The following is a 25,542-nucleotide window of genomic DNA, read 5'->3' as shown; positions in this document are numbered from 1 at the left end:
ATCTGTTGAGCGCTCATTCTCACGATCACGCAGGCCATGGTCACCACCACGGCCACCATCATCACCATCATGGCGATGAGCACGAAGCCGGCCCGTTCCCCTGGCGGCGTATGAGCTGGGCGGTATTGCTCGTGCTGTTCGCGGTGGCCGCGGCGAGCCTGGTGCAGGTGCGTTCCGGTGAAGCCACGGTGATTACTCGCTTCGGCAACCCGTCGCGGGTATTGCTGGAGCCGGGCCTGGGATGGCGCTGGCCGGCGCCGTTCGAGGCGGCGATTCCGGTGGACCTGCGCCTGCGCACCACCTCCAGCGGTTTGCAGGATGTGGGCACCCGCGATGGCCTGCGGATCATCGTGCAGGCCTACGTGGCCTGGCAGGTGCAGGGCGATCCCGACAACGTGCAGCGCTTTATGCGTGCGGTGCAGAACCAGCCGGATGAAGCGGCGCGGCAGATTCGCACCTTTGTCGGCTCGGCGCTGGAAACCACCGCCGCCAGTTTCGACCTGGCCAACCTGGTGAACACCGATGCCAGCCAGGTGCGCATTGCCGATTTTGAAGCGCAGTTGCGCCAGCAGATTGATCAACAATTGCTCACCACCTATGGCGTGCGTGTGGTGCAGGTGGGCGTTGAACGGCTGACCTTGCCCTCGGTGACCCTCGCCGCCACCGTCGACCGCATGCGCGCCGAGCGCGAGACCATCGCCACGGAACGCACCGCCGTGGGCAAGCGTGAAGCGGCGCAGATTCGTTCGGCCGCCGAGCGTGATGCGCGGATCGTCCAGGCCGACGCCACGGTGAAAGCCGCCGACATCGAAGCGCAATCCCGAGTCGAAGCGGCGCAGATTTATGGCCGTGCCTACGCCGGCAATCCGCAGCTGTACAACCTGCTGCGTTCCCTCGACACCCTTGGCACAGTGGTCACGCCGGGCACCAAGATCATCCTGCGCACCGACGCCGCGCCTTTCCGCGCGCTGGTGGATGGGCCGAAGGATGTCCAGCCATGAGTGAGCGGGAAAGCCTCGACAGCCCGTGGATCCAGGCTGGACGGCTGACGTTCCTGGCGCTGTATGCGGTGACGGTATTGGCCGCGCTGGCGTGGGCGTTTTCCAACGTGCGCCAGATCGACCCGCAGAACCGCGCCGTGGTGTTGCACTTCGGTGCGCTGGACCGGATCCAGAATGCCGGGCTGCTGCTGGCCTGGCCGCGTCCGTTCGAGCAAGTGGTGCTGTTGCCCGCCGCGGACCGGGTGATTGAGCGCCGGGTGGAAAACCTGCTGCGTTCCGATGCGGCCACCCAAGCCGATCGCGTGGCCAGTTTTGCCACACCGCTGAGCGATGCCCTGGCCGGCTCCGGTTACCTGCTGACCGGCGATGCCGGCGTGGTGCAACTGGATGTGCGGGTCTTCTACAAGGTCACCGAACCCTATGCGTTTGTGTTGCAGGGCGATCACGTGCTGCCCGCGCTGGATCGACTGGTCACTCGCAGCGCCGTGGTGCTGACTGCGGCGCGGGATCTGGACACGATTCTGGTGGCGCGCCCCGAGTTGATCGGCGCCGACAACCAGGCCGCCGAACGCCGCGAACGGCTGCGTGGCGACCTGGTGCGCGGCATCAATCAACGCCTGGCTGACCTGGCGTCCACCGGCCTTGGCCTGGGCATCGAAGTCACCCGGGTCGACGTGCAATCGAGCTTGCCGGGCCCGGCGGTCAATGCCTTCAACGCAGTGCTGACCGCCAGCCAGCAAGCCGACAAGGCGGTGGCCAATGCGCGCACCGACGCCGAAAAACTTACCCAGACCGCCAACCAGGACGCCGACCGCGCCGTGCAAGTGGCTCACGCCCAGGCCAGCGAACGGCTGTCCAACGCCCAGGCGCAAACCGCTACCGTCGCCAGCCTGGCCCAGGTCCAAGACCCAGGCCTGTTGCTGCGCCTGTACCGCGAACGCCTGCCGAAGATTCTCGGGCAGGCCGGCTCCGTGACCACGGTTGACCCTAAAGACGATTCCCGCCTGATCATTCAGGGAGCCGAACAATGACCGCCCACGCAGCCCCGATGCTCTCGTCGGCCGAACAACGCAGCGCCGCCCGGCAACTGACCCTGGCGATGCTCGCCCTGGGCCTGCTCAGCCTGGGCCTGGTATGGCGCTGGCTGGCGCCGGACCAGACCGGCGTGAGCCAACTGCTGTTGGGCGTCGCCTCATTGCTGGTGGCCGTGCCCGTGATGCGCTCGGCCTGGTACAGCCTGCGGTATCCAAGTTTGCATGGCATCACCGACCAACTCATTGCGCTGGCGATGCTCGGCGCCTGGGCTACCGGTGACCTGCTGACCGCCGCGCTGCTGCCGATTATCATGATCTTCGGCCATGTGCTGGAAGAGCGCAGCGTCATCGGCTCCCAGGAAGCGATTCATGCCCTGGGCAAGCTGACCCGTAGCCACGCACGGTTGGTGCAGGCGGACGGGACGATCCTGGAAGTGGACAACGGCATCCTGAAGACCGGCGATATCGTCGAAGTGCGCGCCGGTGACCGCGTGCCCGCTGACGGCGTGGTGCTGTCGGGCCAGGCCAGCCTGGACACCGCGCCGATTACCGGTGAATCGGTGCCGCTGGAAGCGAGTGTCGGCGTGCAGGTGTTTGGTGGCGCGATCAACCTCGACGGTTTGCTGCGCCTGGAAGTGACCCGCACTGGCAATGAGTCGACGCTGGGCAAAGTCATCGCCCTGATGCAGAGCGCCGAACGTTCGAAGCCGCCGATCACCCGGTTGCTGGAGCGTTACGCCGGCAGCTACATGGTGCTGGTGCTGTTGCTGGCGGCGGTCACCTGGTTTGTCACCAATGACGCCCAGGCGATGCTCGCGGTGCTGGTGGCGGCGTGCCCGTGTGCTTTGGTGTTGTCGGCGCCGGCCACGGCGATTGCGGGCATTGCGGTGGCGGCGCGTCACGGCATTCTGATTCGCAGCTCGGCGTTTCTCGAAGAGCTGGCGGACCTGACGTCGCTGGTGGTCGACAAGACCGGCACCCTGACGTTTGGCACCCTGCGTTTGCAGTCCATCGACACCCGCGAGCCGGATCGGCAAGTGCTGCTCAACCTGGCGGCCAGCCTCGGCTCGGCCAGCAGCCACCCGGTCAGCCGGGCATTGGCGGGGCTGGCGACTCAAGAGCAGATGCTGGTGTTGTCGGATATTCGCGAGCGCCAGGGCCTCGGTGTGGTCGCGCAGACCGGGCAGGGCGAAGCCGCCCTCGGCCGGCCGGAATTGTTTGAGCAACTGGGCATCACGGCCACGGCGGTCCCCAATCACGACGGCCCCATTGCCGGGCTTGCGTTGAACGGGCAGTTCCTTGCCTGGCTGTTGCTGGCGGACAGCGTGAAACCTGAAGCGCGCCAGGCGATGAAAGAGCTGCGTGAATTGGGCCTGGGGCGCCAACTGCTGCTGACCGGCGACCGCCAGAGCGTGGCCGACAGCCTGGCGTTGGAAGTGGGCATCAGCGACGTCGAAGCCCAGGCTTTGCCGGAGGACAAACTCAATCGCGTGCTGGGGGAAATCGGCAGCGGTTTCCGGCCGATGGTGGTGGGCGACGGGATCAACGATTCGTTGGCGCTCAAGGCGGGTGTGGTCGGCGTGGCGATGGGCGCGGGCGGGGCGGATATCGCGCTGGCATCGGCGGACGTGGTGCTGATCGGCAGCGACCTGCGGCGCCTGGGCACGTGCGTACGCTTGAGCCGCCAGTGCCGGCACACGCTGCAGGTCAACGTGATCATCGGCCTGGGCTGGACGCTGGCCATCGTGGTGTTCGCCGCATTTGGCTGGCTGGGCGCGGCGGGCGCGATGATTGCGGCGGTGCTGCACAACCTCAGTACGCTGCTGGTGCTGGGCAATGCGGGGCGTCTGTTGCGGTTCCAGGAGCCGTTATTGAAACTCGAGGAATAAATTTTTCAGTCGTGCTGTAACGCCATGGGGGTACCTCACTCTAGTGCTATGTCGAGACTGAACAATCCGTTCAGACCGGCTCCACTACCGATCATGAGGAATACACAATGAACATCAAATCCGCTGCTGCTGGTGCCGCCCTCGCTATCGCCGCTGCTGGCATGTTTGCCGGTGTTGCCACTCAGGTACAGGCAGCAGACGCCCAGGTCCATTGCTATGGCGTCAACGCCTGCAAAGGCCAGAACGACTGCAAAACCAAAGACCACGCCTGCAAAGGCATGGGTTCTTGCAAAGGCCAGGGCTTCCTGTCGATGAGCAAGGCGATGTGCGATCAGAAAGGCGGCAAAGTCGGCGAATAACCGACAACCGAGTGCAACCGCAGCGGGCCCCCCTCCGCTGCGGACACTTTCCCCAGGAGTGTTTTTATGTCCGCTTCCCTTCCGAGTCTGGGTTACGGCCTGGGTCTACGCAGCGAGTACTACCAGCAGATCCTTGAACAATCGCCGGCTGTGGATTGGTTCGAAGTGATCTCCGAGAATTATCTGGTGCAGGGCGGCAAGGCCTTGTACTACCTGGATGCGATAGCCGAGCGTTATCCCCTGGTGATGCATGGCGTGTCCCTGTCTATCGGCGGGCCCCATGCCCTCGATACCGATTACCTGAAACAACTCAAGCAGCTTTCCGAGCGCATCCGGCCGGCGTGGATTTCCGATCACCTGTGCTGGAGCCGTGGCAACGCGCACCAGTTGCATGACTTGCTGCCGCTGCCCTACACCGAAGAAAGCCTGTACCACGTCGCCGCTCGCGTACGGCAGGTGCAGGATGTGTTGCAGCGTCCGTTCGTGCTGGAAAACGTCTCCAGCTACGTGCGCTCCAAGGCGGATGAGTTTACCGAGTGGGAATTTCTCAACGCCCTGACCCATCTCACCGGCTGCCAGTTGCTGCTGGACGTGAATAACGTCTACGTCAGCTCGCGCAATCACGGGTTCGACGCCTGGGAATTTATCCGCAACCTGCCGCCCGAAAGCATCCGCCAACTGCACCTGGCCGGGCATATGGATTACGGCGACTACGTGATCGACACCCATGACCATCCGGTATGCGATCCGGTGTGGGCGTTGTATCAGCGGACCCTGGAGCACCTCGGGCCAGTCTCGACCTTGCTCGAACGCGATGACCATTTCCCGCCTTTCCAGGAGATGCTCGACGAGTTGAACAAGGCCCGCGAACTGGGCGCGAGCGCGCTGGACAGGAGAGCGTTATGCGCCTGATCGATTGGCAATTGGCCTTTGAGCGGCATTTGCTGGCCGAGTCTTCCACTGCCAGCAACAGCTTCAGCGCCACCTTGATCGGCGGTCCGACCCTGGATGTCGAGACGGGCCTGGCGATTTACCACAACGCTTATCACGCCCGATTGCAGGAAGTGCTGCGCGATGACTTCAGCGCCGTCTGGTATTGGCTGGGGGACGAGGAGTTTGCAGCGTTGGGTTCGGCCTATATCTGCCGTTATCCCTCGGCCCATTACAGCCTGCGCTGGTTTGGCGAGCGGTTCCCCGGGTTTATCGTTGAGCATTATGGCGAGCAAGGTTTCGCGCCTGCCGAGCTGGCGCGGCTCGAATGGGCATTCACCCTGGCCTTTGATGCACCGCAGGGCGAGCCGTTGACCCTGCAAGACATGGCAACGCTGCCGCCCGAAGACTGGCCTGGGCTGCAGGTGCAGTTGGTGCCCTCGGTGCAGCAGGTGCTGTGTGATTTCAACAGCCTGGGCATCTGGCGTGCGAGCAAGGGCGAGTGGGACTTTCCCGGCAGCGAAGCCCTGCCATTGGCGCAGGTGTGCCTGGTCTGGCGCCATCAGAATGTCTGCCAATACCGCAGCGTTGAACCGGCGCAAGCCTGCGCGCTGACAGGCATGGTCGCCAACGGTTGGAGTTTTTCCGAACTGTGTGCCGAGTTGGCAGTCACTTACCAGGAGGGCGCGCCATTGCAAGCGGTTACCTGGCTGAAACAGTGGGTCCAGGAGGGTTTGCTCCAGCGGCGGGCACCATAGAAAGGCGCTATTGTTTCGATAGCCTGCTAATTTTTCCGTGGATGGTCTACCCTCATTTCAGACGTCTGAAACAAGGGGGGACTACTCATGCTCGCGCAACTTCCACCGGCCTTACAGAATCTCAAGCTACCGCTGCGTCTTCGACTCTGGGACGGCCATGAATTCAACCTGGGCCCGGATCCCAGCGTCACCATTGTGGTCAAGGACCCCATGATGGTTTCCAAGCTCAGCCATCCGACGCTCGACTCACTGGGCGAAGCTTTCGTCGAGGGCAAACTGGAGCTGGAAGGCTCCATTTCCGAAGTGATCAGGGTCGTTGACGAGTTGAGTCATGCCCTGGTTGATGACGACGAGGGGAGTCGTCCGGTGCGCTCGATCCACGACAAGGCCACCGACGCAGCGGCTATTTCCTACCATTACGACCTGTCCAACGAGTTCTACCAGCTGTGGCTGGACCGCGACATGGCCTATTCCTGCGGGTATTTCGAAACCGGCAGCGAATCTCTTGATCAAGCCCAACAAGACAAATTCCGTCACCTGTGCCGCAAATTGCGGCTGCAGCCGGGGGAGTACTTGCTCGACGTGGGCTGCGGTTGGGGTGGGCTGGCGCGGTATGCCGCGCGGGAATTCGGGGTCAAGGTGTTCGGTATCACCCTGAGCAAGGAACAGCTGGCGCTGGCCCAGGAGCGGGTGAAGGCCGAAGGCCTGGAAGACCAGGTAGAGCTGACGCTGCTCGACTACCGCGACTTGCCCCAGGATGGCCGGTTCGACAAGGTGGTGAGCGTGGGGATGTTTGAACACGTTGGCCACGCCAACCTGGCGGAGTATTGCAAGATTCTCTACGGCGCGGTGCGTGAGGGCGGCCTGGTGATGAACCACGGGATTACCGCCAAGCACATTGATGGCCGGCCCGTGGGCCGTGGCGCCGGGGATTTTATCGAGCGTTATGTGTTCCCCAACGGCGAGTTGCCGCATCTGTCGATGATGACCGCCGAGATCAGCGACGTGGGCCTGGAAGTAGTCGACGTCGAAAGCCTGCGCCTGCATTACGCGCGCACGCTGGATCACTGGAGCGAGCGCCTCGAAGACAACCTGGAAGCGGCGGGCAAGATGGTGCCGGAGCAAGCCTTGCGCATTTGGCGCCTGTACCTGGCCGGCTGTGCGTATGCGTTTGCCCGGGGCTGGATCAACCTGCATCAGATTCTGGCGGTGAAACCCCATGCCGATGGTAGCCATGAGCTGCCTTGGACGCGGGATGACCTGTACCAGTAAGCAATGGTACCGGTGATCTGAATGTGGGAGCGGGCTTGTGTGGGAGCGGGCTTGCTCGCGAGGGCGTTGGATCAGAAACACATTCAGTGACTGACACTCCGCTTTCGCGAGCAAGCCCGCTCCCACATTGGGTTCGGTGCAAGCCTTACAAGATTGGAGAAATCAGCCGCGCGATCCGCATGCCCAGTTGTTGCAGGCGGTGGGTCTGGCGGTTTTCTTCCTGGCTGATTTCATGGGCCAGGGCGAAGTCTTCCAGCAGCATGTGCTCCACCTGGCTGGCGAAAGTGTCATCTACCGTCAGCAACATCACTTCGAAATTCAGCCGGAACGAGCGGTTATCCAGGTTCGCACTGCCGATGGCGCTGATTTCACGGTCGACCAACACCACTTTCTGATGCAGGAACCCTGGCGTATAGCGAAATACCCGCACCCCGGCGCGCACGGCTTCGATCGCATACAGGCTGGAAGCGGCGTAGACGATGCGGTGATCCGGCCGTGACGGCAGCAGCAGGCGCACGTCGACACCGCGCAATACCGCCAACCTCAAAGCCGCAAACACCGCCTCATCGGGAATGAAATACGGGCTGGTGATCCATACCCGCTCGGTCGCCGCATGAATGGCCTCGACGAAAAACAGCGAGCAGGTTTCGTAGGGATCCGCCGGGCCGCTGGCCAGCAACTGGCAGAGCACGCCGTCGTCCGGGTAGGTATCCGGCAGCAGCAGCGGCGGCAACTCCCGCGCGGCCCAGAACCAGTCCTCGGCAAACGACTCCTGCAAGCACGCCACCACCGGGCCGCTGACTTGCACATGGGTGTCACGCCATGGCGCCAGCGGCGGTTTCTTGCCCAGGTACTCATCGCCGACGTTATGCCCACCGACGAACCCGGTAATGCCATCCACCACCACGATCTTGCGGTGGTTGCGGAAGTTGACCTGGAAGCGGTTGAGCCAGCCACTGCGGGTGGCGAATGCCTTGACCTGCACTCCGGCGTCCCGCAGTGACTGCACATAACGATGGGGCAGGGCATGGCTGCCGATACGGTCGTACAGCACGAAAATGGCTACGCCTTCGGCGGCTTTTTCCTTGAGCAAGGTGTGCAGTTGGCGGCCGAGTTCGTCGTCATGAATGATGAAGAACTGGAACAGCACAGCGGTCTTTGCCGAGCGAATCGCCTCGAAAATCGCGCTGAACGTAGCCTCGCCATTGATCAGCAAACGCACCTGATTATTCGCCAGGCACGGCATGCGCCCCAGCTTGGGCATGGCCCGTAGCGAAGCGTAGGCCTGGGAGTTGCGCGCGGCCAGCGCCTCTTCAACCCATGGGCGCCAGTTCAGCTCGGTGATCGCCTTGTGCATTTCCTGGTTGGCCTGGCGCCGCGCCTGAATGTAGGCGTCGAAGGTGCTCCGGCCAAAGATCAGGTAGGGAATCAGCGTCAGGTAGGGGATGAACATCAGCGACAATGCCCAGGCAATCGAGCCTTGGGCGGTCCTGACGGTCAGCACCGCATGGATGGCGGCGAGGGTGCCCAGAAAATGCAGGGTGGCAATGAAATAGGCGAGCAGGTGCGGGCCAAAGAAATCCATGGACAACGGTACTCCTGACGAACAAGTGCCTAACAGACCATGTTCGGCCACGAATGTCGCTATTTTATTTGCTGTGCAACACTGGCGCTTTTGCGGCGTCTAACGCCGACAATTGCCCAGGAGTTACCCGATGAATGCTCGTCTGCTTGGTTTGGCCATGGTTGTTGGTTTGACGCTGCCTGTGGCGGCGCAAGCGCAGATGTTGGCGCCGGGCTTGTGGGAGTTGACCACCAGCAACATGAAGGTCGATAACCAGGACCTGCCGGACTTGTCGCTGATCCTCGGTCAGCTCAAGCAACAGATGACCCCGGAACAACGCGCGATGCTTGAGAAGCAAGGCATCACCATGGCCGGCAAAGGCGTGCAGGTGTGCCTGACTCCGGCCCAGGTGGCGTCCGATTCCATCCCGCTGACCGATCCGCAATCGGGCTGCAAGCAGGAAGTGACGGACAAGACCGGCAACCAATGGAAATTCCGTTTCAGTTGCCCGAAAGCCCAGGGCACTGGCGTGGCGACGTTCCAGAGCCAGCAGGAATTCACCACTACGGTTAACGGTACCTTCAACGCCACCGGCGTACAGCAGAAGGGCAGCCTGGACACCCACGCGCAGTGGTTGGGCAGCAACTGCGGCACGGTCAAACCCCGCGCCTAACCTAAGACATACCCCGATCAAAATGTGGGAGCGGGCTTGCTCGCGAATGCGGTGAATCAGTCACAGGTGTATTGGCTGACCCACCGCATTCGCGAGCAAGCCCGCTCCCACATTTGATTGCATTGCCAGGTACAGAGTCTCTTCAACGCTGGAAATGCAGCGGCAACCCCTGGCAACTGTCGTGCACGCGCCCGTCGTGCCAGGCCAGGTGGCCGGACACAAGCGTGGTGCTGACGCTGTGCCGGAAGCTGCGCCCGGCAAAGGGCGTCCAGCCGCAGCGGGCCAGGATCGGCTGGCTGCTGACGGGTTTGCCGTGAGGCTCGGGTTGGATCAGCACCAGGTCGGCCCAATAGCCTTCGCGCAGGTAGCCACGGTCGGGGATCGCAAACAGGTCCGCGACCCGATGGCTGGTTTTCGCCACCAGCGTGGTCAGCGGCAGCAGGCCGTCGGCGACCAATTCCAGCAGCGCCGGCAGGGCGTGTTGCACCAGCGGCAAGCCTGACGGCGCTTCGCGGTACGGCAGCTGTTTTTGCGCCCAGGTGTGCGGCGCATGGTCACTGCCAATTACATCCAGACGATCACTCAACAATGCCAGGCGCAAGGCGTTGCGGTCGGCACGTGTCTTGATCGCCGGGTTGCATTTGATCTGGTGGCCGAGGCGGGCGTAGTCGCGGTCATCGAACAAGAGGTGATGCAGGCAGACTTCCGCCGTGATGTGTTTTTGCGCCAGGGGTTTGTCTTCGAACAGCACCAACTCCCGTGCGCTGGTGATGTGCAGCACATGCAGGCGCGTGCCGTGCCGCTTGGCCAGTTCCACCGCCAGGGACGAGGAGCGATAGCAGGCCTCGGCATCGCGGATCAGCGGGTGTGCTACGGCAGGAATGTGCTCACCGAAACGCTCGCGCATCCTTTGCTCGCGGGCCAGGATGCTGGGGGTGTGCTCGCAGTGGGCCAGGAGAATGGTCGGCACCTCGGCGAACAGACGCTCGAGGATCTTCGGATCATCCACCAGCATATTGCCGGTAGACGCACCCATGAACACTTTGACCCCGGCGACTTCCCGCGGGTCCAGCGCGGCGACGGTGTCGAGGTTGTCGTTGCTCACTCCGAAGTGAAAGCCATAGTTGGCCACCGAATGCAGCGCCGCGCGGCGCTTCTTGTCGGCCAGGGCATCCAGGTTCAGGGTCGCCGGGTTGGTGTTGGGCATGTCCATGAAACTGGTGATGCCACCCGCCACCGCCGCGCGGGACTCGCTGTAGAAGCTGCCTTTGTCCGGCACGCCGGGCTCTCGGAAGTGCACCTGGTCGTCGATCATTCCCGGCAGCAGCCACTGGCCTTGGGCGTCGATTTCCACGGTGGCGTTGGCGTTGTCGATGCTGCCGGCGATCTTCTCGATACGGCCATTGGCGACCAGCAGGTCAGCCTCGAATTCCTCGCCTTCGTTCACCAGGCGGGCGTTGCGGATCAGCAGGCGGCTCATGGTCAGAACTCGTTTTGCAGGGCTTTGTAACCCAGTACCAGGTCGACGTTGGTGCGCGCCACGTCTTCGGAAAACTCCGAAGCGCTGACACTCACCGGCGGGAACTGGGACAGGTCGGTGTTGGGGCCGATGCGGGTGGTGGAGGGCACGTAGAACGCGTCGGGCAAATCGCGGCCGTCGACTACAGAGTTGTGCCGCACCACGCAGCCATTGCCGACGACGCAATTGAACAGCACGCTGTTGAAGCCGATGAACACCCGGTCACCAACGGTGCAGGGCCCGTGGACGATGGAGCGGTGGGCGATGGAGGTGAACTCGCCGATGGTTACGGCGGCGCCGGATTTGGAGTGGATCACCACGCCGTCCTGGATATTCGAATTGGCACCGATGGTGATCGGGTCCATGTCACCGTTGGCGTCGACTTCGTCGGCGCGGATCACCGCGTAAGGGCCGACAAATACGTTTTCGCCGATGACCACCTTGCCGCAGATGATTGCAGTTTTGTCGACGTAGGCCGATTCGGCAATCACGGGCAGATCGCCGGAAGGGTTCTTGCGGATCATGGGTCAGGTTCCTTGAGAGGCGCGGTGATGATGTTTACGTGATGGCCGTCGATGGCGTTGTAGAAGCAGGTGGGCCGGCCGGTGTGGCAGGCCGGGCCTTGCTGGTCGACGATCAGCAATACCGCGTCGCCGTCGCAATCCAGGCGGGCCTCCACCAGCAGTTGCCGGTGGCCGGAGGTTTCGCCCTTGCGCCACAGTTGCTGGCGCGAACGGGACCAGTAGCAGACGTGCCTGGTGGCCAGGGTTTCGTCGAGGGCCTGGCGGTTCATCCAGGCCAGCATCAACACTTCGCCGCTGCCGTGTTGCTGGGCGATGGCGGCGATCAGGCCATCGCTGGTCCACGGCAGGGCGTCGAGCACGCTATCGAGTGGAAAGCGGCTGCCGATGGCAGCCTCTTCCAGGTCAAGCATGCTCAGGCTCACGGCTTGCTCAGGGCCGCGCACAGGGTGTTGAGGTTGTATTCGAACAGGCCGGTAAAGGTGCTGGCCGGACCTTCTGCAGCCAGGGCGTCCGAATACAGCGTGCCGCCGATCTGCGCGCCGCTCTCATCAGCGATCTGCTGGAGCAGACGCGAGTCCTTGATGTTTTCCATGAACACGGCCTTGACCTTGTCCTTGCGGATCTGGGTGATCAGCGTGGCGACTTCGGCGGCCGACGGTTCACGTTCGGTGGACAGGCCTTGAGGCGACAGGAACTCGATACCGTAGGCCTGGCCCAGGTAGCCGAAGGCGTCATGAGAGGTGACGATGCGACGGTTACCCGGTGGCAGCGCGCCGAACTTGGCCTTGGCTTCAGCCAGCAGGCGGTAGATTTCTTTCAGGTACACCTGGCTGTTGTGCTCGTAGTCGGCCTTGTTGGCCGGGTCGGCAGCGATCAGCGCCTTGGTGATGTTGTTCACGTAGATAACGGTGTTGGCCAGGTTGTGCCAGGCGTGCGGGTCGGGGATGGTTTCGCCGTCTTCTTCCATGGTGTGGGAGAGCACGCCTTTACTCGCAGTGACCACAGTGGCCTTGGTCTCGGTGCTGGTGACCAGGCGATCCAGCCACGGCTCGAAGCCCAGGCCGTTCTTGATGATCACCTTGGCCTTGAGCAGGGCCTTGGCATCGTCTGGTGTTGGTTCGTAGGTGTGGGCGTCGGCGTCGGGGCCGACCATGTTGCTGATCTGGATATGATCGCCACCGACCTGGTGGGTCATGTCGTCAAGAATACTGAAGCTGGTAACCACCTGAAGCTTGTCGGCAGCCTGGGCCGTCGCGAACGACAGCGGCAGCAACACACTGAACAGCACGAGTAGAGCGCGCATCGGGAAACACCTCATTGGGATGTAAGCAAAGGCGGGCGGCGCAGCAAGCCGTGCACCGGACCGAAGACCACGGACAGCAGGTACCAGCCGCCAGCCACCAGCACAATTGCCGGGCCGCTGGGCAGCGAGTAGTAGAACGACAGCAACAAGCCAAGCCATACCGACAGGCATCCCAGCACCGCTGATATGGCGATCAACACCGGCAGGCGCCGGCTCCAGAAACGTGAAGCAATCGCCGGCAACATCATCAGGCCGACCACCATCAACGCGCCGATGGCCTGGAAACCGATCACCAGGTTCAGCACCACCAGCGTCAGGAACAGGCCGTGGGCCAGCGGGCCGAGGCGGCTGACGGTTTGCAGGAACAGCGGGTCGAGGGTGTCCAGCAGCAGCGGTTTGTAGATCACCACCATGGCGATCAGGCTGAAGCCCGAGACCCAGAGCATGCCGGTGAGGGTCGGGCCGTCTACCGCCAGGGCCGAGCCGAACAGCAGGTGCAGCAGGTCCAGGCGTTTGCCGGCGAGGCCGAGGATCAGCACGCCGCTGGCCAGGGAGATCGGGTAGATGGCGGCGAGGCTGGCGTCTTCCTTCAGCCCGGTGCGACGGGTAATCCAGGCGGCGAGGCCGGCCATGCTCAGGCCGGCGCCCAGGCCGCCGATGGTCAGAGCGGGCAAACTCAGTCCGGCAAACCAGAAGCCCAGTGCGGCGCCGGGCAGGATGCCGTGGGACACCGCGTCACCGATCAGGCTCATGCGGCGCAGGATCAGGAACACCCCCAGCGGCGCGGTGCTGCATGCCAATACCAGACCGCCGACGAGCGCGCGGCGCATGAAAACGAAATCGAGAAACGGCATCCACAGGTGGGCGGCGAAGTGCATCAGGCCACCTGCATTTGCGGCTGCGGGCGGATCAGTTCTTTGCTGGAGCCGAACACGCAGCCACTGCTTTTGATCTGCACCACTTGCTGGGTGTGTTGGCGTACGGAGCCGAGGTCATGGCACACCACGACCACCGTGCGGCCTGCGTCGTGCCAGGCGTGGATGTGTTTCCAGCACAGCGCCTGGCCGTCTTCGTCGAGGGCGGCGTGGGGTTCGTCCAGCAGCAATATCGGCGACTCGGCCAAACTCATGCGGGCGAGCAGGGCGCGTTGCAGTTCGCCGCCCGACAAGGCCATCAACGGCCGATGCTCCAGGCCGCTGAGGCACCAGTCTTCGAGCACGGCGCTCAGGCGTTCGGTACGTTGTTGCGGGGTTTGCTTGCTGCCCCAAAAACCGGCGGCCACCAACTCTTCGAGGCTGATAGGAAACTGGCGATCGAGGTTCTGTTGCTGGGGCAAAAACGACAGGCCACCTCGGCGTGGAACATCGATCGTCACTTTCCCCGCCAGCGGCTTCTGTAAGCCGGCGATAACTTTCAGCAGGCTGCTTTTGCCGGTGCCGTTGGCGCCGATGATGCCGGTAAGGCTGCCTTTTTCCAGGGTGAAATCCACGGCGGGGGTCAGTGGTTGGCCGGGGGCGCCCCAGCGCAAAGCGGTGCAGGTGATCATTCGGAAGGTCTCGTCCAGCGGCTTTCGGCCACGGCATCGTGCGCGTGAAGGCTTTCGGCGTGGATCACTTTCAAGTGGAAGGCATTGACCGCATCCGAGCGTTTCAAGGCGAGGTTCAGGCGGCGGGCGGCGTCTTCGCAGAACATCAGGTTCTGCCCGTTGGCCAGGGCGAAGGCTTGTTCGTCTGCACGCTTTACGGCGGTTTGCACGGCAGTGCCGAGGGCGGCTTCGGTTTCGTCGATCAACTGGGTCAGCGGCAGTGTTGGCTGATCGTCCTGAAGCCGGACCTGCAACAGCGCGCTGCTGCGCTGGCTGTGGGGTGTGGCGACGATGCCGTTTGCGCTGCCGAGCCAGGTCAGTACGTCTTCGTGCTGCAGCGGTGTGCCGGCAAAGTCCTCGATAAATTGCTGCTGAATCAATTGCCTGGCGAGGGCAGCGGAGCAAGGGCAGGTTGAAGAGTAAGTAACGTCAATTTTTAGTTCCACGTGGAACATCTGGTTTTCCAGGCGCGCCTCGATGCTCACCGGGTAGCTTTTCCAGCCGGCCAACGGGCTGACCAGCGCCGGGCGTTTCAGCAGCAGACCTGCATGAATCCGCAGGTAGGCATTTGTGGATAAACCTTCATGACTGTCGAGAAAACGTTGCAATACACTGCGCAGCAGTGCTGGCGAAAGCGGTTGCTGTTCAAGCATTTCCAGCGCCAGGTAAAGCCGTGACATATGAATGCCACGGGCCTCACCGTCGTCCAGGCTGACGCCGGCATCAGCCGTGGCGCTAAGGCTTTGGCCGTCGATCAGAATGGGCAGGGCAATGCCGCACATGCCCACCCAATCGAGCGGCAAGGCTTGGCGTGAAGCCTGCGCGGCGATATCGGGCAGAGTCAGCGCGTTCATGAGCAGGTCCATCGTTGGAAATAAAAAGACATGTTATATTATTACAATTGAAACGACGAAAGTTTTTCTGTTCTGTCTTTTATTCAGTCATGTCGAGTACGGAAGCTCCTTTATTTGCGGTGTAAGTCATGCACAGACGTCAACTCCTCAACCTGCTGCTGGCCAGTGCGGTGTTCACCTTGCCCTTGGGCGTGTCTGCCGCGCAGATCCGCAATGCACGGCTGTGGCGGTCGGATAACAAGCTGCGGCTGGTGCTGGACCTCAGCGGCCCGGTGCAATACAAGACCTTCACCCTGACCGCGCCGGAGCGGTTGATCATCGATTTGAGCGGCGCGAAGCTGACCGGTGATTTCAGCCAACTGGCCCTGACCAACAGCGGCATTACCTCGATTCGCTCGGGGCATTTCGGGCAGGGCGATACGCGGATCGTGCTGGATTTGAAGGCGCCGATGCAGCTCAACAGCTTTCTCCTGCCGCCGCAGGATGGCCAGGGCCACCGCCTCGTGCTGGACCTGACAAGCGCCACTCATGCACCTATGCAAATCGCTGCGGCACCGGCCGCGTTGGCTGCACCCGTGCCGGCGCCGGTGGACAGGGCTCATCCGAAACGCGACATCATCGTCGTGGTCGACCCTGGGCACGGCGGCAAGGATCCCGGCGCGATTGGCTCAAAGGGCCAGCGCGAAAAAGACGTGGTGCTGTCCATCGCCCAATTGCTGGCCAAGCGTCTGAAGCGCGAGAAGGGCTTCGATGTGAAGCTGGTGCGCAACGACGACTTCTTCGTGCCGCTGCGTAAACGTGTGGACATCGCCCGTCAGCACAAAGCCGACATGTTTATCTCGGTACACGCCGATGCCGCGCCACGGCTTACGGCGTCCGGCGCCTCTGTCTATGCGCTGTCTGAAGGCGGCGCCACCTCCGCCACCGCACGGTTCATGGCGCAGCGGGAAAACGGCGCCGACCTCTTGGGCGCCACCACCTTGCTCAATCTCAAGGACAAGGACCCGATGCTCGCCGGGGTGATTCTCGACATGTCGATGAACGCCACCATCGCCTCCAGCCTGCAACTGGGCAGCTCGGTACTGGGCAGCCTGCAAAGCATCACCACGCTGCATCAAAAACGCGTGGAACAGGCCGGCTTTGCGGTGCTCAAGTCGCCGGACGTGCCGTCGATCCTGGTGGAAACCGGGTTTATCTCCAACACCCAGGACGCCCAGCGACTGGTCACCGCACGCCATCAACAGGCGGTGGCAGACGGTTTATTTGAAGGGTTGAAGAACTACTTCCAGAAGAACCCGCCGATGAACAGCTACATGGCCTGGGTTCAGGAACAGAAAACCGGCCAGGTCTAACAGCCGGTGATTCGACTACAGGTGAACTTGGCGCTGGCACCACCGGAACTGGAAAACCGGTTGAGGGTGGTCCAGCCCACTCGCCGCGTGTAGCCCACCCACGCCTCACCATCGGAAGCCAACCCGGTAAAGAACGTCAGTTGCCCGTAGCGGCTGCTGGTCTGTGCCCAATAGCGTTTTCCGATCACTTCAAAGCCCCGCAAATACGTAGTGCTGCCTGCCGTCGCGACGCTGTAGGCATTGCCCTGGGCGTCGACGCACGCCAGCAGGTTGGCGCTGCGGGTGCAGTTGGCCAGCAGGCTGGGCACCTGGGCGTTGGCCAGGCTCGCCAGCATCAGCAACACAGCACACAGCAGGTATTTCATAGAGGCTCTCGGGGCGTTATTCGGCTGCCAGCATTGCGCCCTTCGTCGTCACGAGCAAGGGGGATTGGCTTATTTGCATTGTTATACTATAACATTAAAAAACAGCCTGACCCGTGAACCACCTCCGATGACCGAACAAGACCTTCTCGCCCAACCCTGCGCCGACTACATGAATGAAGCCCAGCAAGGTTTCTTCCGCGAGCTGCTGCTGGCCCAGCGCAACGAGCTGCAAGCGCGTATCGACGCTGAATTCATGGTGCTGCGCGAACAGGAGCCCAACAGCGATCCCGCCGATGTCGGCAGCGCCGAAGAACAGCGCCAATGGCAACTGCGCCTGCTGGAGCGCGAAAAAAAGCTGTTGGACAAGATCGACGAAGCCCTGGAACGCCTGGCCCGCGGTGAATACGGCTGGTGCCGTGAAACCTGCGAACCCATCGGCCTCAAGCGCCTGCTGCTGCGCCCCACGGCCACCCTGTGTATCGAAGCCAAAGAACGTGAAGAGCTGCGCGAACGCCATCAACGGGCGATTTGACCGGCCAACCCTGATGAGGAATACCTGATGCCCAATCGTCTCCCCGTTACTGTGCTGTCCGGATTTCTCGGCGCCGGCAAAAGCACGCTGCTCAACTACGTCCTGCGCAACCGCGAAAACCTGCGGGTAGCGGTGATCGTCAACGACATGAGCGAAATCAACATCGATGGCAGTGAGGTCCAGCGCGACGTCACCCTCAATCGCGCCGAAGAAAAACTGGTGGAGATGAGCAACGGCTGCATCTGCTGCACCTTGCGCGAAGACTTGCTGGAAGAAGTCGGAAAGCTCGCCAAGGAAGGTCGGTTCGATTACCTGTTGATCGAGTCCACCGGTATCTCCGAGCCGCTGCCAGTGGCCGAAACCTTCACCTTCCGCGATGAAGAAGGCCAGAGCCTGGCGGACATTGCCCGGCTCGACACCATGGTCACCGTGGTCGACGGCATGAACTTCCTGCTCGACTACCAGGCTGCCGAAAGCCTGGCGTCCCGGGGCGAAACCCTCGGTGAAGAGGACGAGCGCTCGATCACCGACCTGCTGATCGAGCAGATCGAATTTGCGGATGTGATCCTCATCAGCAAGATCGACCTGATCAGCAGCAGTGAGCGCGAGGAGTTGATGGCGATCCTGGAGCGCTTGAACTCCCAGGCTGAAATCATCCCGATGGTCATGGGCGAAGTGCCGTTGGCGAAGATCCTCAACACCGGCCGTTTCGACTTCGAGCGTGCTTCCCAGGCGCCGGGCTGGTTGCAGGAACTGCGTGGCGAACACCTGCCGGAAACCGAAGAGTACGGCATCGCCTCCACCGCCTATCGCGCCCGCCGCCCGTTCCACCCGCAGCGGTTTTTCGACTTTATCGACCGGCCTTGGGTGAATGGAAAACTGCTGCGTTCCAAGGGCTTTTTCTGGCTGGCCAGCAAACACCAGGACGCCGGTAGCTGGTCCCAGGCTGGCGGCCTGATGCGCCATGGGTTTGCCGGGCGCTGGTGGCGTTTCGTGCCGAAAACCCAGTGGCCCCAGGACGAGGAAGGCATCGCCGCAATCATGAAAAACTGGCAACTGAGCACCGGCGATTGCCGGCAGGAGCTGGTGTTTATCGGCCAGAACATCGACTTCGCCCAGATGACCGCCGAGCTGGACGCTTGTTTGCTGACCGACGATGAAATGGCCACGGGTGTCGAAGGCTGGCGCTTGTTGGCCGATCCCTTTGGCCCTTGGTTCGAAGAGGCTGCCTGATGCTGGCACCGACCCTGAAACTGCGCCCGGTGGTTCGCCAGACCCACGGCGAAACCCCGGCCGTGCTCACCGATATCCTTGAGGACGGCGTGAACCTAGCGGTGTGGCAGCGTCAGTTGCCTCTGCACATCGCCGAGTTCGGCGCGTTACTGGTGGCACTCAATGAGCCATTGGCCGAGTCGCTGGTGGTTGAACTGAACAGCGAAGACGCCGAGCCAAACCTGCAGGACTTGGCATCAGGTTGCCGTGACCTTGAAGGCTACGAAGGCTTTATCGCCGATGTGTCGTGGTTGGTCAGCGCCTTTGCCTGTTTGCTCGGAGCCAAGCGTATCGGCGTGCGTTTGCGGCTATTGGACAAGGCCATGTGCCCGCGTTTTCATGTGGATCATGTGCCGGTGCGGCTGATCACCACCTACGCCGGCATCGGCAGCCAGTGGTTGCGCGAGGGGGTTATGGAGCGGCGACACCTGAGCCAGGCGAGTGCTGAGCCAGAAGAACGCATTGAGCAAATCCACTGCGGCGAAGTGGCCTTGCTCAAGGGCGAAAAATGGCACGGCAACGAAGGCTTTGGCCTGATCCACCGCTCGCCGCCGCTGCAAGCGGATCAACGACGGTTGATTCTGACGCTGGATTGGTTGGCGTAACCGGGTAGGATCGAACCTCTCTACACGGTCTGAATGATGTCCACCATGCTGCAGAACATTCCCACCCACGTGATTGCCGGGCCCCTGGGCGCCGGCAAGACCAGCCTGATCAAGCACCTGCTGGCCCAGCGCCCGGCCAACGAGCGTTGGGCGGTGTTGATCAATGAGTTCGGGCAGATTGGCCTGGATGCCGCGTTGCTCACCCGTGATGACGACGGGATTGCCCTCGGTGAAGTGGCGGGTGGCTGCCTGTGTTGCGTCAACGGGGCGCCGTTTCAGGTAGGACTGGGGCGTTTGTTGCGTAAGGCCAGGCCCGACCGGCTGTTTATCGAGCCGTCCGGGCTTGGGCACCCGGCTCAATTGCTCAAGCAGCTGCGGGAAGCACCCTGGCAGCAGGTATTGGCGGTGCAGCCGTGCGTACTCGTACTGGACGCCCAGGCGTTGGCGGCGGGTAAACCTTTACCCAATGCCCAACGGGAGGCATTAGCCAGCGCCGGGCTGTTGGTATTGAACAAGAATGAAGCCTTAAGTGATGCGCAGCGCCTGTTGATTCAAGGACAACTGCCCGACCGGCCGATCTATTGGACGCAGCAGGCGCAACTGCCCTTGGCCCGGTTACCGGGTGTGAATGCTCAAGCGGCAGCGGCTGTGGATAATTTCGAGTTGCCCAAAGGCCTGGGGCAAATGCCGGCCATCTGGACGGATCCGGCATCGCCGATCTGCCTCAGCCAGGGCCAGGAGGATGGCTGGAGCATTGGCTGGCGCTGGCATCCGAGTCAGCGATTCGACGCGCGGCGCATTCAGCAATGGCTGCAATCGTTGGACTGGCGACGGGCAAAACTGGTTATCCACAGCCTGGATGGCTGGGCATCGGCCAACGCTGTGGATAACGCAGCATTGGCCTGGCAGCCCAGCGAATGGCGGCGGGATTCGCGTATCGAATTGATCTTCAGCGAAGTGCAGGACGTTGCGCAGTTACAGGGTGGGTTAACCGCTTGCCGTCAGTGACGGGTCTTGCTGTTGCCATGCTCCTGGCGCCACTGGCTTAGCTCAATGATCTCGGCGCTGGGCAATGGCGTCTTGATCTCGAACGGGTAGGGCGCCAGCTCGATTTGTGCACTGTGGGCGCCGAATTGGGTGATGGTCCCCGGGTGCCGCGTTTCGCCGGTCACGGTGAATTCGAAGTTGTAGATCCGTGCCAGGCGCCGCCGCCCGCTGGCATCTTTCACAAAACCGATGCGCTTCAACGCCACGGCGCCATCCAGCAGCTCGATGTCGAGCTTGGCGCAGTGCTGCTTGACCCGTTCCAGCGCCCGCTCGCGCAGGCCGTGGTTGTGCCACAGCCAGGCGGCACCGGTCGCCAGCAGCATCAGCACGAAGATATTTCCGAGGGTCAGCATTCGATGAACTCCAACAAAGTAGGGCCAGCTTAACTGCGTCTCCGGTCTGTCGTACAGGCCGCGTTTAGTCGCATACTGCGCAGCCAGAATATCAACGGCTTTACGGAAATCCCCTGCATGAAACGTACGCCCCATCTGCTTGCGATCCAGTCTCATGTGGTCTTCGGCCACGCCGGAAACAGCGCCGCCGTGTTCCCCATGCAACGGGTCGGGGTGAACGTGTGGCCGCTCAATACGGTGCAGTTCTCCAACCACACTCAGTATGGTCAGTGGGCGGGAGAAGTGTTGGCGCCGCAGCAAATTCCTGCGCTGGTGGAAGGCATCGCGGCGATTGGCGAGCTGGGCAACTGTGATGCAGTGCTGTCGGGCTACCTGGGCAGTGCGGCCCAGGGCCGGGCGATCCTCACCGGCGTGGCGCGGATCAAGGCGATCAACCCCAAGGCTCTTTACCTGTGTGACCCGGTGATGGGGCATCCGGAAAAAGGCTGCATCGTGCCCCAGGAGGTCAGCGACTTCCTGCTGGAGGAAGCGGCGGCGATGGCCGACTTCCTGTGCCCCAACCAACTGGAGCTGGACAGCTTTGCCGGGCGCAAGCCGCAGTCGCTGTTCGATTGCCTGGGGATGGCCCGTGCGTTACTGGCCCGCGGGCCGAAAGCGGTGTTGGTCAAGCACCTGGATTATCCCGGCAAGCTGCCGGACGGCTTCGAAATGCTGTTGGTGACGGCTGAAGGCAGCTGGCACCTGCGTCGGCCACTGCTGGCATTCCCGCGTCAGCCGGTGGGCGTGGGCGACCTGACGTCGGGCTTGTTCCTGGCGCGGGTGTTGTTGGGCGATAGCCTGGTGGCGGCCTTTGAGTTCACTGCTGCAGCGGTGCATGAAGTACTGCTGGAAACCCAGGCGTGCGCCAGCTATGAGCTGGAACTGGTGCGCGCCCAGGACCGGATTGCCCATCCGCGAGTTCGCTTCGAGGCAACCCCAATCGGGCTGTAGGAATATTCCTGATTGAGCGAGGCAAAGGGCGTCCGTTACTATCGGCCGTCTTTTTGCCCTCTGCGTTCATCAAGGAAGATCATGTCGTTATCCCTGCTCCATTCGCCACGGGCATTTATCGCATTGGCCCTGGTTACGCTGCTCAGTGGTTGCAGCGTCCACGGTACCTATCCTGACGCAACCGAGCCCGATGCGGCGAAGCTGCGGTTCATCTCCAACACCACCAACAGCACCCTTTTTGTCTATGACGCACAGCACTGCATGGGTGAGACCACAGGCATTCTCAACAACATGTTCCTGGTGGACACCAAGCGGCGGGTAGACATGCTTGTGCCGCCACCGCCCACGGCTCGTGGGCTGCTGGAGATCAAGCTGGCGCCCGGAAAGGACACTATGTTGATGATCAACACCAACGGCAGCTCCTATGTCTGTGGCAAAGCGTTCAATCTAACGCCCAAGGCGGGTGAAGAGTACGAAGTGACCTTCGAATTGCAGGGCCGCCAATGCAGCACGCTGCTCCAGCGTCTTACGCGATTGGACGGCAAGGACGTGCGGATCCCGCAGCCGCTGTTCGAGACCGGCATGCCGTCTTGCGAGGGCAAAGGTCCGATATTCGGCAAGTTGTTACCGGATACTCCGCAGCGAATGGTGTTGATTGATCGCATTCTTGACGAGCGTGCGCAGTCGATCACGGCCATCGTGTCAGAGAATAAAGTCGACCGAATGCAAACCTCGCCTCAAGAGCTTGATGAGTTGATCAGCAAGCGCAAGGCGTTGATGGGCTCGTATACCTTGCCGCCGGATTATTGGAACCAGTTTCGGCAGAACTACGAACTGTCGAATCAAGAGTCTGCCGGTCGTCTGGCCCGGGCTCTGGGGTTTTACACTGAGGTGTACCGCCAGCGCCTGCGGGGAACTGAGGATGCCGTCCTGGAGCAATGGATGCAGCCTACGGACAGTGCGATCAAATCGCGCGTAGCGGAGAACGACAAGCTTATGGTGCAGTACTACGTGAATACCCGAAAGAGCGTGACGATGGAGGTGGTCAATCACCATATGGAGCGCATGGCCCAGTTGGACCAGCGCTTTGATGTGTGTGCGCACTTTGACAAGTGCTCGCGTTACTAAGCGGTCATCCAGAAACCTGGCGGGCTCTTACGGGCCGTCTGCCTTGATTTCCTGATAGCGCTTTTCCAGCTCCTGGCGAATCTGCCGGCGCTGTTGAGCCTGCACAAACCGGCGTTTGTCTTCGCTGTTCTGCGGTTGCAGCGGCGGCACGGCGGCCGGTTTGCGCTGGTCATCCACCGCGACCATCGTGAAGAAGCAGCTATTGGTGTGGCGTACCGAACGCTCACGGATGTTCTCGGTGACCACCTTGATCCCCACTTCCATCGACGTGTTGCCGGTGTAGTTGACCGAGGCCAGGAAGGTCACCAGCTCGCCGACATGGATCGGCTCGCGAAAAATCACCTGGTCCACCGACAACGTCACCACATAGCGCCCGGCATAACGGCTGGCGCAGGCGTAGGCCACTTCGTCGAGGTACTTGAGCAGCGTGCCGCCGTGCACATTGCCAGAGAAGTTGGCCATGTCAGGGGTCATCAATACTGTCATCGACAGCTGGGCGTTTCCGGGTTCCATAGCACACTCACGGGTTGTAGGCATTGGGTGGGGAGGCACCTCTGCGGGTGCTGGAATCTTTGCAGAGCCATTCATAACGGGACGCTGGGCCCCGGCTTGCCGTCACGCCTGGGGCGATCTGTTTCCATATATTGCACCGGCTTTCTGCCGCAAGTCGCGGTGTTACCCTTCAAAAGCCCGTCTCAAAGGCAATTCTTACGATCAAGGCAGACTTTTCTTTCCGTTCATTGCGACCTTTCGGGGTGCATGCGTGGAAATGGGAAAAGCGCCAGTACCCCTCAAGGAGCCCCTCGCCATGCACGCCATCAGCTTTATCCAGGACCTGGCCGTGATCATGCTGGTGGCCGGGGTGGTGACGATCCTGTTCCATCGGCTCAAGCAGCCGGTGGTGTTGGGGTATATCGTCGCCGGCTTCATCATCGGCCCGCACACCCCACCGTTTGGCCTGATCCACGACGAAGACACGATCAAGACCCTTGCCGAGCTTGGGGTGATCTTCCTGATGTTCTGCCTGGGCCTTGAGTTCAGCCTGCGCAAGCTGTTCAAGGTTGGCGCCACCGCATTTATCGCGGCGTTCCTCGAAATCATCCTGATGATCTGGATCGGCTACGAAATCGGCCGCTGGTTCGACTGGAACACCATGGACTCGCTGTTCCTGGGCGCGATCCTGGCGATTTCCTCGACCACCATCATCGTCAAGGCGCTCAATGACCTGAAGATGAAAAACCAGCGCTTTGCCCAGCTGATTTTCGGGGTGCTGATCGTCGAAGACATCCTCGGCATCGGCATCATCGCCTTGCTGTCGAGCATTGCCGTCAGCGGCACGGTCAGCTCCGGCGAGGTGTTCTCCACCGTCGGCAAGCTCTCGCTGTTCATGATTGTCGCACTGGTGATCGGGATTTTGCTGGTGCCACGCCTGCTGGGGTACGTGGCCAAATTCGAAAGCAACGAGATGCTGCTGATCACCGTGCTGGGTCTGTGTTTCGGTTTCTGTCTGCTGGTGGTCAAGCTGGAATACAGCATGGTGCTGGGGGCATTCCTGATCGGCGCGATCATGGCCGAATCCCGGCAATTGCTGAAGATTGAGCGCCTGATCGAACCGGTTCGCGACTTGTTCAGCGCGATCTTCTTTGTCGCCATTGGCTTGATGATCGACCCGCAGATCCTCCTGCAATACGCCTGGCCGATTGCGGTGATTACCGTGGCCGTGGTGCTGGGCAAGATGTTGTCCTGTGGGTTGGGGGCGTTTATTGCGGGTAACGATGGCCGCACTTCATTGCGAGTGGGGATGGGGCTGTCACAGATCGGCGAATTTTCATTCATCATCGCCGCGCTGGGGATGACGTTGCAGGTCACCAGCGACTTCCTGTATCCGGTGGCGGTGGCTGTTTCTGCGATTACCACACTGCTCACACCCTATCTGATCCGTGGCGCAGACCCGCTGTCGCTGAAGATTGCCGCAGTGATGCCCAAGCGCATGAGCCGGGTGTTCGGGATGTATGGCGAGTGGCTGCGCAGCATTCAGCCCCAGGGCGAGGGTGCGATGCTGGCGTCGATGATCCGCAAGATCATTCTGCAGGTGGGGGTGAACCTGGCGCTGGTGGTGGCGATCTTCTTTGCCGGCAGCTTTTTCGCGGCGCGTATTGGCAGCTACCTGGAAGGCTGGGTCAGCGATCCGAGCTGGCAGAAGGCATTGATCTGGGGTGGGGCGTTGCTGCTGTCGCTGCCGTTTTTGATTGCGGCGTACCGCAAGCTCAAGGCGCTGTCGATGCTGCTGGCGGAGATGAGCGTGAAGCCGGAAATGGCCGGGCGCCACACTCAGCGCGTGCGCCGGGTGATCGCCGAAGTGATCCCGATTCTTTCGCTGCTGGTGATTTTCCTGCTATTGGCAGCCTTGTCGGCCAGTATCCTGCCGACCAACAAGTTGCTGGTGCTGATCGCCGTGGTGACGGCCGCGGTGGCCGCCGTGCTCTGGCGCTGGTTCATCCGCGTGCATACGCGGATGCAGGTCGCCTTGCTGGAGACCCTGGATAACCATAAGGATACGCCGGAGCACTGAGTGGGTCGCAGAGGGCTGCTTCGCAGCCCAGCGCGAGCTAGCTCGCTCGCCACAACAAGCG

At 61.8% G+C, this 25,542-nt stretch carries 27 protein-coding genes; 16 read left to right on the top strand and 11 right to left on the bottom strand.

The features are described from left to right. The first annotated feature begins 2 nt into the window (after positions 1-2). The 7 genes from hflC (at position 3) to cfaB (ending at position 7,243) form a co-directional block, all read left to right on the top strand. Positions 3-1,001 (top strand): protease modulator HflC, encoded by a 999-nt coding sequence (hflC, locus tag HX824_RS01200; RefSeq protein ID WP_177009123.1) that lies wholly within the window; start codon positions 3-5, stop codon positions 999-1,001. Next, entirely contained in the window at positions 998-2,032 is a 1,035-nt protein-coding gene (gene hflK, locus HX824_RS01195; RefSeq protein ID WP_003213508.1) for a protease modulator HflK, read from the top strand. Before hflC ends, hflK begins: the two co-directional genes overlap by 4 nt. Beyond that, positions 2,029-3,924, top strand: coding sequence for a cation-translocating P-type ATPase (locus tag HX824_RS01190; RefSeq protein WP_177054046.1), 1,896 nt, complete (start codon positions 2,029-2,031; stop codon positions 3,922-3,924). Before hflK ends, HX824_RS01190 begins: the two co-directional genes overlap by 4 nt. A 107-nt stretch (positions 3,925-4,031) precedes the next feature. After that, complete coding sequence (locus HX824_RS01185) at positions 4,032-4,283, top strand: hypothetical protein (protein WP_003213503.1); 252 nt, start codon at positions 4,032-4,034, stop codon at positions 4,281-4,283. Between the two features lie 66 nt (positions 4,284-4,349). Next, positions 4,350-5,195, top strand: a complete 846-nt coding sequence (locus tag HX824_RS01180) for a DUF692 domain-containing protein (protein ID WP_177054045.1) — start codon at positions 4,350-4,352, stop codon at positions 5,193-5,195. Then, on the top strand, positions 5,186-5,971 hold the full coding sequence (locus HX824_RS01175) for a DNA-binding domain-containing protein (protein ID WP_177054044.1): 786 nt from the start codon (positions 5,186-5,188) through the stop codon (positions 5,969-5,971). Before HX824_RS01180 ends, HX824_RS01175 begins: the two co-directional genes overlap by 10 nt. An 87-nt stretch (positions 5,972-6,058) precedes the next feature. Continuing rightward, positions 6,059-7,243: a C17 cyclopropane fatty acid synthase CfaB gene (gene cfaB, locus HX824_RS01170; protein ID WP_008439517.1), complete on the top strand. Its 1,185-nt coding sequence runs from the start codon at positions 6,059-6,061 to the stop codon at positions 7,241-7,243. A gap of 145 nt (positions 7,244-7,388) precedes the next feature. Here the strand turns inward: cfaB and cls are convergent, their stop codons facing one another. Then, the gene (gene cls / locus HX824_RS01165) at positions 7,389-8,828 is read right to left on the bottom strand and encodes a cardiolipin synthase (protein ID WP_134327562.1); all 1,440 of its coding nucleotides are present in this window, start codon (positions 8,826-8,828) and stop codon (positions 7,389-7,391) included. A 130-nt stretch (positions 8,829-8,958) separates the two neighbouring features. On the opposite strand from cls, the gene HX824_RS01160 reads away from it, so the two are divergent. After that, positions 8,959-9,480: a DUF3617 domain-containing protein gene (locus HX824_RS01160; protein WP_003213494.1), complete on the top strand. Its 522-nt coding sequence runs from the start codon at positions 8,959-8,961 to the stop codon at positions 9,478-9,480. Between the two features lie 142 nt (positions 9,481-9,622). Here the strand turns inward: HX824_RS01160 and HX824_RS01155 are convergent, their stop codons facing one another. Genes HX824_RS01155 through folE2 form a run of 7 tightly spaced genes read right to left on the bottom strand, consistent with a single transcriptional unit; the run spans position 9,623 to position 15,265 of the window. Continuing rightward, complete coding sequence (locus tag HX824_RS01155) at positions 9,623-10,960, bottom strand: dihydroorotase (RefSeq protein ID WP_177054043.1); 1,338 nt, start codon at positions 10,958-10,960, stop codon at positions 9,623-9,625. Positions 10,961-10,962: 2 nt separating this feature from the next. Then, positions 10,963-11,523 (bottom strand): carbonate dehydratase, encoded by a 561-nt coding sequence (locus HX824_RS01150; RefSeq protein ID WP_177054042.1) that lies wholly within the window; start codon positions 11,521-11,523, stop codon positions 10,963-10,965. Then, positions 11,520-11,945: a phosphoribosyl-AMP cyclohydrolase gene (hisI, locus tag HX824_RS01145; protein ID WP_177009033.1), complete on the bottom strand. Its 426-nt coding sequence runs from the start codon at positions 11,943-11,945 to the stop codon at positions 11,520-11,522. The genes HX824_RS01150 and hisI overlap by 4 nt, the downstream gene beginning before the upstream one ends. Then, complete coding sequence (locus tag HX824_RS01140; RefSeq protein WP_003213485.1) at positions 11,942-12,826, bottom strand: metal ABC transporter substrate-binding protein; 885 nt, start codon at positions 12,824-12,826, stop codon at positions 11,942-11,944. The genes hisI and HX824_RS01140 overlap by 4 nt, the downstream gene beginning before the upstream one ends. 11 nt (positions 12,827-12,837) lie before the next feature. After that, positions 12,838-13,704 carry a metal ABC transporter permease gene (locus tag HX824_RS01135; RefSeq protein WP_003213483.1) on the bottom strand — a complete coding sequence of 289 codons (867 nt, stop codon included), beginning with the start codon at positions 13,702-13,704 and terminating at the stop codon, positions 12,838-12,840. Continuing rightward, positions 13,704-14,372 carry a metal ABC transporter ATP-binding protein gene (locus tag HX824_RS01130; protein WP_177048288.1) on the bottom strand — a complete coding sequence of 223 codons (669 nt, stop codon included), beginning with the start codon at positions 14,370-14,372 and terminating at the stop codon, positions 13,704-13,706. Before HX824_RS01130 ends, HX824_RS01135 begins: the two co-directional genes overlap by 1 nt. Then, entirely contained in the window at positions 14,369-15,265 is an 897-nt protein-coding gene (gene folE2 / locus HX824_RS01125) for a GTP cyclohydrolase FolE2 (RefSeq protein WP_008439504.1), read from the bottom strand. The genes HX824_RS01130 and folE2 overlap by 4 nt, the downstream gene beginning before the upstream one ends. 128 nt (positions 15,266-15,393) lie before the next feature. Between folE2 and HX824_RS01120 the strand changes: the two genes are divergently transcribed. Then, positions 15,394-16,617 carry an N-acetylmuramoyl-L-alanine amidase gene (locus tag HX824_RS01120; RefSeq protein WP_003213478.1) on the top strand — a complete coding sequence of 408 codons (1,224 nt, stop codon included), beginning with the start codon at positions 15,394-15,396 and terminating at the stop codon, positions 16,615-16,617. On the opposite strand, the gene HX824_RS01115 is transcribed toward HX824_RS01120, so the two are convergent. Then, complete coding sequence (locus HX824_RS01115; RefSeq protein WP_003213476.1) at positions 16,614-16,982, bottom strand: hypothetical protein; 369 nt, start codon at positions 16,980-16,982, stop codon at positions 16,614-16,616. The two genes, HX824_RS01120 and HX824_RS01115, sit on opposite strands and share 4 nt — an antisense overlap. A gap of 127 nt (positions 16,983-17,109) precedes the next feature. Here HX824_RS01115 and dksA point away from each other — a divergent pair, with 127 nt between their 5' ends. Genes dksA through HX824_RS01095 form a run of 4 tightly spaced genes read left to right on the top strand, consistent with a single transcriptional unit; the run spans position 17,110 to position 20,399 of the window. Then, complete coding sequence (gene dksA / locus HX824_RS01110; protein WP_003213474.1) at positions 17,110-17,514, top strand: RNA polymerase-binding protein DksA; 405 nt, start codon at positions 17,110-17,112, stop codon at positions 17,512-17,514. A gap of 27 nt (positions 17,515-17,541) precedes the next feature. Further along, positions 17,542-18,747 (top strand): zinc metallochaperone GTPase ZigA, encoded by a 1,206-nt coding sequence (gene zigA / locus HX824_RS01105; RefSeq protein WP_087694589.1) that lies wholly within the window; start codon positions 17,542-17,544, stop codon positions 18,745-18,747. After that, a complete protein-coding gene (locus HX824_RS01100; RefSeq protein ID WP_177054041.1) occupies positions 18,747-19,391 on the top strand; it encodes a DUF1826 domain-containing protein in 645 nt (214 codons plus the stop codon). The genes zigA and HX824_RS01100 overlap by 1 nt, the downstream gene beginning before the upstream one ends. 45 nt (positions 19,392-19,436) lie before the next feature. Continuing rightward, positions 19,437-20,399 carry a GTP-binding protein gene (locus HX824_RS01095; RefSeq protein WP_102604035.1) on the top strand — a complete coding sequence of 321 codons (963 nt, stop codon included), beginning with the start codon at positions 19,437-19,439 and terminating at the stop codon, positions 20,397-20,399. On the opposite strand, the gene HX824_RS01090 is transcribed toward HX824_RS01095, so the two are convergent. Continuing rightward, complete coding sequence (locus tag HX824_RS01090; protein WP_003213466.1) at positions 20,393-20,791, bottom strand: DUF3301 domain-containing protein; 399 nt, start codon at positions 20,789-20,791, stop codon at positions 20,393-20,395. The two genes, HX824_RS01095 and HX824_RS01090, sit on opposite strands and share 7 nt — an antisense overlap. A 117-nt stretch (positions 20,792-20,908) precedes the next feature. Here HX824_RS01090 and pdxY point away from each other — a divergent pair, with 117 nt between their 5' ends. Both pdxY and HX824_RS01080 read left to right on the top strand, forming a co-directional pair. Then, entirely contained in the window at positions 20,909-21,781 is an 873-nt protein-coding gene (gene pdxY, locus HX824_RS01085) for a pyridoxal kinase PdxY (protein WP_003213465.1), read from the top strand. Between the two features lie 81 nt (positions 21,782-21,862). Continuing rightward, on the top strand, positions 21,863-22,909 hold the full coding sequence (locus tag HX824_RS01080) for a hypothetical protein (protein ID WP_177050695.1): 1,047 nt from the start codon (positions 21,863-21,865) through the stop codon (positions 22,907-22,909). Positions 22,910-22,936: 27 nt separating this feature from the next. Here HX824_RS01080 and HX824_RS01075 read toward each other — a convergent pair whose 3' ends face one another. Beyond that, positions 22,937-23,422 carry an acyl-CoA thioesterase gene (locus HX824_RS01075; protein ID WP_003213461.1) on the bottom strand — a complete coding sequence of 162 codons (486 nt, stop codon included), beginning with the start codon at positions 23,420-23,422 and terminating at the stop codon, positions 22,937-22,939. Positions 23,423-23,717: 295 nt separating this feature from the next. Here HX824_RS01075 and HX824_RS01070 point away from each other — a divergent pair, with 295 nt between their 5' ends. After that, on the top strand, positions 23,718-25,481 hold the full coding sequence (locus HX824_RS01070) for a cation:proton antiporter (RefSeq protein ID WP_177054040.1): 1,764 nt from the start codon (positions 23,718-23,720) through the stop codon (positions 25,479-25,481). Positions 25,482-25,542 lie beyond the last annotated feature (61 nt).

Source organism: Pseudomonas sp. D4002 (assembly GCF_013385665.1).
Taxonomy (GTDB): Bacteria; Pseudomonadota; Gammaproteobacteria; order Pseudomonadales; family Pseudomonadaceae; genus Aquipseudomonas.
The sequence above is the reverse complement of the archived record's forward strand: the minus strand, read 5'-3'. Positions and strand labels throughout refer to the sequence as shown.